The 7479-nt window shown below is 64.5% G+C and carries 4 protein-coding genes; all 4 read right to left on the bottom strand.

The window, feature by feature from the left end:
- Positions 1 to 159: 159 nt before the first annotated feature.
- The 4 genes from QO034_RS20160 to QO034_RS20145 are packed head-to-tail and all read right to left on the bottom strand — an operon-like array spanning position 160 to position 7475.
- Positions 160 to 1101, bottom strand: a complete 942-nt coding sequence (locus tag QO034_RS20160; RefSeq protein ID WP_284487328.1) for a 2-hydroxyacid dehydrogenase — start codon at positions 1099 to 1101, stop codon at positions 160 to 162.
- Positions 1102 to 1107: 6 nt separating this feature from the next.
- Positions 1108 to 2979 (bottom strand): dihydroxy-acid dehydratase, encoded by a 1872-nt coding sequence (gene ilvD, locus QO034_RS20155; RefSeq protein ID WP_284487327.1) that lies wholly within the window; start codon positions 2977 to 2979, stop codon positions 1108 to 1110.
- Between the two features lie 12 nt (positions 2980 to 2991).
- The gene (locus QO034_RS20150; protein ID WP_284487326.1) at positions 2992 to 4023 is read right to left on the bottom strand and encodes a Glu/Leu/Phe/Val dehydrogenase dimerization domain-containing protein; all 1032 of its coding nucleotides are present in this window, start codon (positions 4021 to 4023) and stop codon (positions 2992 to 2994) included.
- A complete protein-coding gene (locus tag QO034_RS20145; protein ID WP_284487325.1) occupies positions 4020 to 7475 on the bottom strand; it encodes an indolepyruvate ferredoxin oxidoreductase family protein in 3456 nt (1151 codons plus the stop codon). The genes QO034_RS20150 and QO034_RS20145 overlap by 4 nt, the downstream gene beginning before the upstream one ends.
- Positions 7476 to 7479 lie beyond the last annotated feature (4 nt).

The following is a 7479-nucleotide window of genomic DNA, read 5'->3' as shown; positions in this document are numbered from 1 at the left end:
GATTGATCACATCGCGCAAAGGCGCGCGAAAAGCGCCGGCCCCATGACAGCCTCATCTCACAATTAAGGGCAAAAATTGCCGCCAAACGCGTCCCGTCTCAGATTAAAGGGCAACGCGACAGTGGGCATGGGGGCTCCTACAGAATTCGTGCCAACGGGTCAGCCGGTTTTCACCGGGGTTTGGACGCTACCGCTTTCAAGAAACGAAACGACATTCCCGAGCACACATTGCGTCATATCCATCCGGCAGGCTGATGTTGCGCTGCCGATATGGGGGGTCAGCAGCACGTCTTGCCGCTCCATGAGGGCGGGAAGCACCTGTGGCTCCCCGTCAAAAACATCGAGCCCCGCAGCCCCGAGATGGCCGGCCTCCAGCGCGTCGCAGAGGGCCTCTTCATCCACGATGCCACCGCGCGCGGTGTTGACCAGCACGGCGCCCTTGCGCATCTGCCCAATCCGTTCGGCATTGATCAAATTGCGCGTAGCCGGGACGAGCGCAGTATGCACCGAGATAATATCGCTTTGGCCCAGCAGTTCTGCGAGGTCGGGCACGAAAGTTGCACCAAGAGCCGTTTCCGCGTCCTCGCGGCGGGTGCGGTTCCAGTAGAGCACTTCCATCCCGAAGCCCTTGGCCCTCCGCCCAACGGCCTGCGCGATGGGGCCGAAGCCCACCAGCCCGAGGGCCTGGCCATGCACGCGGATGCCAAGCGCGGGCGGGGCCTCTCCGGCTGACCATTTCCCAGCCCGCAGATAGCGTTCACCCTTCCCCACGCGCCGCGCCGCGCCAAGGATTAGCGTGAAGGCAAGGTCGGCGGTGTCTTCGGTCACTACCGGAGTATTCGAAACCACAATCCCGCGCACCGCCGCTGCGGCCAGGTCGATATTGTCGACACCCACGCCGAAATTCGCGATCAGGCGCTGGCCTTCTGGCATGCCCGCGATGAAATCGCCATCGACCGGATCAATCGCGGTCGAGATATGCGCGAGCGCCACGGCCGGGATATCGGCGGCGGAGGACACCGGGACAAATTCCACAGCCTCGCCGCCCGCCTCTATTTGAGGCAGGGGCATGGGGCGTGACAGGGTGACAATCTTGGTCATGTTGCATTACCCTTCTGCCGAGAGTTGCTCGAGCCGGGCCAGGCGCTCGGTATCGCGCGCGCCGCCCTTGTCGGCCGATCCGGCCATCAGCCCGAAGACCCGCAGCGCGGTCGAGACCTGCCGTTGACGGGTGGCCGGTTTCCAGGCCTTGTCACCGCGCGCGTTCATCTCGTCGCGGCGGCGGGCAAGCTCGTCATCGGGCACGTCGAGATGCACGCGACGGTTGGGGATGTCAAACTCGATCACATCGCCATCCTGAACCAATGCGATCACGCCGCCCGAGGCCGCCTCGGGCGAGACGTGCCCGACCGACAGGCCCGACGTGGCACCGGAAAAACGCCCATCGGTGATCAGACCGGCCTTGTCGCCCAGCCCCATCGCCTTCATCACGCCGGTGGGCGTAAGCATTTCGCGCATGCCCGGCCCGCCGCGCGGCCCCTCGTATCGGATCACCACGACGTGGCCCGCCTGCACGGTGCCATTCTGGATTTTCTCCAACGCCTCTTCCATGCTTTCGCTGACAATGGCGGTGCCGCGGAACTGCCAGAGGTTGTCGGGCACACCCGCCGATTTCACCACGCAGCTATCGGGCGCCAGATTGCCGCGCAGAACGGCAAGGCCGCCATCGGTGGTAAAGGCGTGCTCGGCGCAGCGGACCACGCCGTTTTCGCGGTCGGTATCCAGTTCCTTGAACCGGCTCGATTGCGAAAACGCGCGGATCGACCGAATGCCGCCCGGACCGGCCGAAAAGAGCGCGCGCGCCTCCTCATTGTCCGGGTTTGTGATGTCCCAATCGGCGCAATATTCGGTCACGGGCTGACCCAGAACGGTCGGCACATTACCGTTATACTTGCCCGCCTTCAGCAATTCGTGCGCCACCGACATAACGCCGCCCGCGCGGTGCATGTCTTCGATGAAAACTTCGTGCGCCGAGGGCGAGACCTTGCACAGGCAGGGGGTGTCACGGCTGATCCGGTCGAAATCGTCGATGCTGAAATCCGCCCTGGCCTCGCGGGCGACGGCCAGCAGGTGGAGGATCGTGTTGGTCGAGCCACCGATCGCCATGGTCATGCGGACGGCGTTCTCCAGTCCCTCCCGCGAACAGATCGAGCGCGGCAGAAGGCTTTCGTCGCCGTCGCGGTAATAGGCCTTGGCCATCTCGACGATCCGGTGCGCCGCCTTCTTGAACAGGTCCTCGCGGTCGGTATGAGTGGCGACGATGGTGCCGTTGCCGGGCAGGGCCATGCCCAGTGCTTCGGTCAGGCAGTTCATCGAGTTGGCCGTTCCCATCAGGGCGCAGGACCCGCAGGTCGGGCAGGCGGCCTCTTCCACGGCGTCCATCTCGGCCTGGGTGGCATCCGGGGCGCTGGAGACATAGATCGTGTCGATGGCGTCGATCCGCCGGGTCTGGCCGCGATAGTCGAACTTGCCCGATTCCATCGGCCCGCCCGAGACAAAGATCGTCGGGATGTTCAGCCGGTTCGCGGCCATCAGCATGGCCGGGGTGATCTTGTCACAATTCGAAAGGCAGATCATCGCGTCGATGGCATGGGCGTTGGCCATGTATTCGCAGGCATCCGCGATTAGGTCGCGCGAGGGCAGCGAATACATCATGCCTTCGTGGCTCATCGCGATACCATCATCCACCGCGATGGTGTTGAACTCTTTCGGGACGCCCCCGGCAGCGCGGATTTCCTTGGCCACCAAGCGCCCGAGTGCTTGCAGGTGAACATGGCCCGGCACCATTTCGGTGAACGAATTGGCGATGCCGATGATCGGGCGGCCAAACTCTTCAGGTTGCGTGCCCGTGGCCCGCCACAGAGCACGAACACCCGTGTTCAGCGCACCCTTGGTGACACGGTCAGATCTGAGTTCCATGGTCGTAACTCCTTATTCGAACTGGGTGATGAGGTCTTCCGCAAGCGCATGCGCTGCGGCCTCGGTTGTGATGCTTTGGCGTTTGGCGCTGTCAAAGATCGCGGCCAGCGCTGCGCCGATGCCGTCGATCTTTGCGGCGCTTTCCTGGGCAGTGATCAGGCCGGCATCCTTGCTGCCGTCGATGGCGCCGCCCGCGCTGACCACGTAATCGGGCGCCCAAAGGATGCCCTGATCCACCAGGGCTTGCGCACAGTCCGGCGTCGCCAATTGATTGTTGGCGCAGCCGCAAATCGCCTTGGCATTGATCGTGGGAATGCTGGTCTTGGACAGTACCGCGCCCATCGCGTTTGGCGACAACAGATCGACATCCGCAGCAAGGATTTTGTCGGGCGAAACAACCTTGGCCCCCAGGGCCGCAGCCGCATCAAGCGCCGCTTGATCAATATCGGCCACCACCAGATCGGCGCCTGCATCGGCGAGCATCTGAACGAGAACGCCGCCGACGCCGCCAACGCCCTGAATGGCGATACGCAGGCCGGCAAAGTCATCGCGGCCAAATGCGGCCCAGATCGTGGCCTTCAGCGCCGAGAAGCAGCCCCGCGCCGTGGGGATGGCGGTGGTGCCCGACAAATCGGACCGGCCCGCGATAAAACGCGTGGTCTTGGCCAGATCGGTCATGTCATCGGCGTTGGTGCCAATATCCGGTCCGGCGATATGAAGGCCGCCAAGGCTTTCGACATAACGGGCGTAGGCCGCCAGAAGCTCGGGCGTCTTCAACTTGGCCGGATCGCCAATGATCACCGTCTTGGCATCCCCGGCGGGTAGGCCCGCCCGTGCGAACTTGTGACTCATCGCCTTGGACAGGCGCAGCACATCAGTGAGCGTCTCGTCGTCGCGGGCATAGGGGCGAAACCGGATCCCGCCCCCGGTGCGGCCGTCAACCGGGCGATGAATGGCGTGGATCGCCCGCAGGCCGCTGTCCGGGTCCGCCACGAAACTGACGCGAAGGTGGTTGTCGTATTCGCTATGAGAAGACGGGCTCACGCTGCCTTTTCCTGCGGGTTCTGGATTGCGTTGCGCAGTTCCGCACGGCGTTTCCCGGTGGCCTCGGCATGGCGCACGCGCACGTGGCCATAGCCGCGGATATGCTCGGGCAGGTCGAGCAGCTCGGCGATCTCCGCCGCCCGGCCTGCCGAAGCATTGGCCATGGCGAAATCGAGATCGGCTTCGTACTCCGCCAGCAGTGTCCGGGCGAGCTTGGCCTCGTCATTGTTGCGGAACGGGTCGAGCATGCTGCCGCGCAGGAATCGCAGCCGGTTCATCAGCCCAAAAAAGCGCATCGCCGTCTTGCCCTTCACCGCGCCCTTCACCGGCTTGCCGGTTTTCGGATCTTTCCCGCCATAGGGCCATGCACCGAAATAGAAGGTCAGCTCTATGTCGCCCTCGAAGGCTTCGTTCAGCTCCTTCATGAAACCGGGCTTGGCATAGAGCCGCGCCACCTCCCACTCGTCCTTCACCGCCATCAGCTTGTAATAGCCGCGCGCCGCCGCTTTCTGGGCTGCGTCATCCAGCCCGGCCTTGCCGAGCTTGTCGATCATGTCGGTGTATCGCTTGGCAAAGCCCGCATCGCGGTAAGCGGTCAGCTCGCCCATGCGCCGGTCGACGATTTCCTTGAGTGTCGGCTCGCGATGATGGTCGAGCGAAACCGGCTCGTTTTCGCCGCTCAGCTTGCGGGTGGCTTCCGGGTCGGCAATGGCTAGCCGGCCAAGATCGAAGGCGCGCTTGTTGCGCTCCACGGCCACGCCATTCAGCTCGATGGCGCGATGGATGGCGTCGAGCGAAAGCGGGATGCCGCCCTGCTGCCAGGCCGCGCCGGTCAGCAGCATGTTTGCGAACACCCGGTCACCCATAACCCGCTCTGCGAGCTTCTGCGCCTCGATGCCGCGCGCCTCTTCGCCCAGCACGCGCTTCAGACGTTCGAGCTGTTCGTCGCCATTGAGCTGCCATTCCGGGTTTTTCGAAAATTCGGCGGTTGGCACCACGGTCACATCGGTCACGCCCACGGATCTGCCCGCCGTCAGCTTGGAAAGCGTCTCGTCGCCCGCCGCGACCACCAGATCGCAGCCGATCAGCGCATCGGCCTCGCCCGCCGCGATTCGCGTCGCGCGCATTTCTTCGGGGCTCATCGCCAGCTTGATATGCGAATGCACCGCGCCGTATTTCTGCGCCAGCCCGGTGATATCGAGGTTGGAGCTGAAATAGCCGTCGGCGTGGGCGGCCACCGCCAGCGTCTGCCCCACGGTCACCACCCCCGCACCACCGATCCCCGACACGAGGATCGACCAAGAGCCGTCGATCGCGCGCTCAGGCGGTAGCGGCAGGTGGCTCACATCGATGGTGGCATCGGCCACGCGGGCCTTGCGCGGCGTCGCGCCGCTCACCGTCACGAAGGAGGGGCAGAAGCCCTCGACGCAGGAGAAATCCTTGTTGCAGGCGCTCTGGTTGATCATCCGCTTGCGGCCCAGATCCGTTTCCAGCGGCTCGATCGCCATGCAGCTCGAAATCGTCGAGCAATCGCCGCACCCCTCGCAAACCTCCGGGTTGATGAAAACGCGCTTGTCCGGGTCCACCCATTTGCCACGCTTGCGCAGGCGGCGGCGCTCGGTGGCGCAGGGCTGGTCATAGATGATGACGGTCACGCCCTTGCGCCCGCGCATGTCCTGCTGCGCCAGTTCCATTTCGGTGCGCGGATGCACGGTCACGCCCGTGCCGAAATCGCGGCCATCGTATTTCTCGGGCTCGTCCGTCACCAGCGCGATGCGCTCCACGCCCTCGGCCTTCAGTTGCTCGACCATCATCGGAGGGGAGATTTCGCCGTCATGCGGCTGCCCGCCCGTCATCGAGACGAAGCCGTTGTGGAGAAGCTTGTAGGTGATCGTCGCCTTTGCGGCGATGGCGGCGCGAATGGCCATCAGCCCGGAGTGGAAATAAGTGCCGTCGCCCATGTTGGCGAAAACATGCGCCTCGTCGGTGAAGGGGAACTGGCCCAGCCAGCCAACACCCTCGCCGCCCATATGGCTCATCGAGTTGGTGCGCATCGGATCGGCCAGCATCGCCATGCCGTGACAGCCGATCCCGGCCAGCGCGCGGCTGCCGTCGATCACCTTGGTCGAACGCCCGTGCGGGCAGCCGGCGCAGAACGAGGGCGGCCTTGTCGCGCCGCCGTCCAGCGCCGGCGGCAAGCCGCCCTCGTTGGGCAGCGCGATGCCGCATTTCGGGTCGGTCTCGTTGGCCACCCGTGCGATCACCTTGGTGATCAGCCCCGGGTCAATCTCGCCCACCGCCGGAATCGCGCATTCCGCCGTCTCGCTGCCGTGCCCGTGGCCCTGAAAGCTCTTGCCGACGATGCGCGGCGCATGATCGGTGCCGTAAAGCACGCTGCGGATCTGGTCTTCCAGCAGCGCGCGCTTCTCCTCGATCACCAGAACCACGTCGAGCCCTTGGGCAAACTCGCGCACGATATCAGCGTCGAGCGGCCACACCATGCCGACCTTGAGGAAGCGCACGTCCATATCACCGATCTTGCCGTCGCGATAGCCGAGCCCCGCCAGAGATTGCTGCAAATCCTGCCAGGCCTTGCCCGACGAGACGATCCCGATCCGCGCCCTTTTGCTTCCCGAAATGCTATTCAGCCCGTTGGCGCGGGCATAGTCGAGCGCAAGGCCCAGCTTCACGTCCCACAGCAGGCGCTCCTGCTCCATGAAGGGGCGGAAATGGGTGATGCCCGGATGCCGCACCTTCTTCTCCGGCAGGCTGATCTTCGGGCTCTCGGGCGAAACATAGACAGAGCCGCCCCCCTCCACCACATCCGTCACCAGTTTCAGCCCGACAAGCGTGCTCGAATAGCGGCTGAGCGCGATGCCGTGCAGCCCGAGGTCCAGCACCTCCTGCGCGTTGGCCGGCGCCAGCAGCGGCATCCCGGCCGAGACAAAATTGCCGTCCGAATAGCACGCCAGCGTCGAGGATTTGGCGCCGTGATCGTCGCCCACCAGCAAGAGCGCGCCGCCCTTTTCATTGGTTCCCGCAAGGTTGGCATGGCGGATCGGGTCCATCGAGCGGTCCATCCCCGGCGCCTTGCCATACCAGATCGAGAAGACGCCATCGACGCGCGCACCGGGGAAAAGCCCCACCTGCTGCGAACCCCAGACAGCCGTGGCCGCCATGTCCTCGTTGATCCCCGGCTGGAACACGACGTTGTGTTCCTTGAGCTGCTTTTCGGCCTGCCAGAGACTCATGTCATAGGTCCCGAGCGGCGAGCCGCGATAGCCCGAGATATAGCCGCCGGTGTTCAGCCCCGCCACCGCATCGCGCTGGCGCTGTTGCAACGGCAGCCGCACCAGCGCCTGCATCCCCGTCATGTAAACCCAGCCCTCCTCCTGATTCAGGCGGTCTTCAAGCGTCATCTCAAGGCGTTTCGTGGGCATGTGCTGGGTCATTGGA

It is taken from the genome of Sedimentitalea xiamensis (assembly GCF_030164465.1).
GTDB classification, from domain to species: Bacteria; Pseudomonadota; Alphaproteobacteria; order Rhodobacterales; family Rhodobacteraceae; genus Sedimentitalea; species Sedimentitalea xiamensis.
The sequence above is the reverse complement of the archived record's forward strand: the minus strand, read 5'-3'. Positions and strand labels throughout refer to the sequence as shown.

Excerpts from the sequence above, each read along its gene's own strand:
- QO034_RS20160 (WP_284487328.1), bottom strand. The coding sequence starts at position 1,101 with ATGACCAAGATTGTCACCCTGTCACGCCCCATGCCCCTGCCTCAAATA.
- ilvD (WP_284487327.1), bottom strand. The coding sequence starts at position 2,979 with ATGGAACTCAGATCTGACCGTGTCACCAAGGGTGCGCTGAACACGGGT.
- QO034_RS20145 (WP_284487325.1), bottom strand. The coding sequence starts at position 7,475 with ATGACCCAGCACATGCCCACGAAACGCCTTGAGATGACGCTTGAAGAC.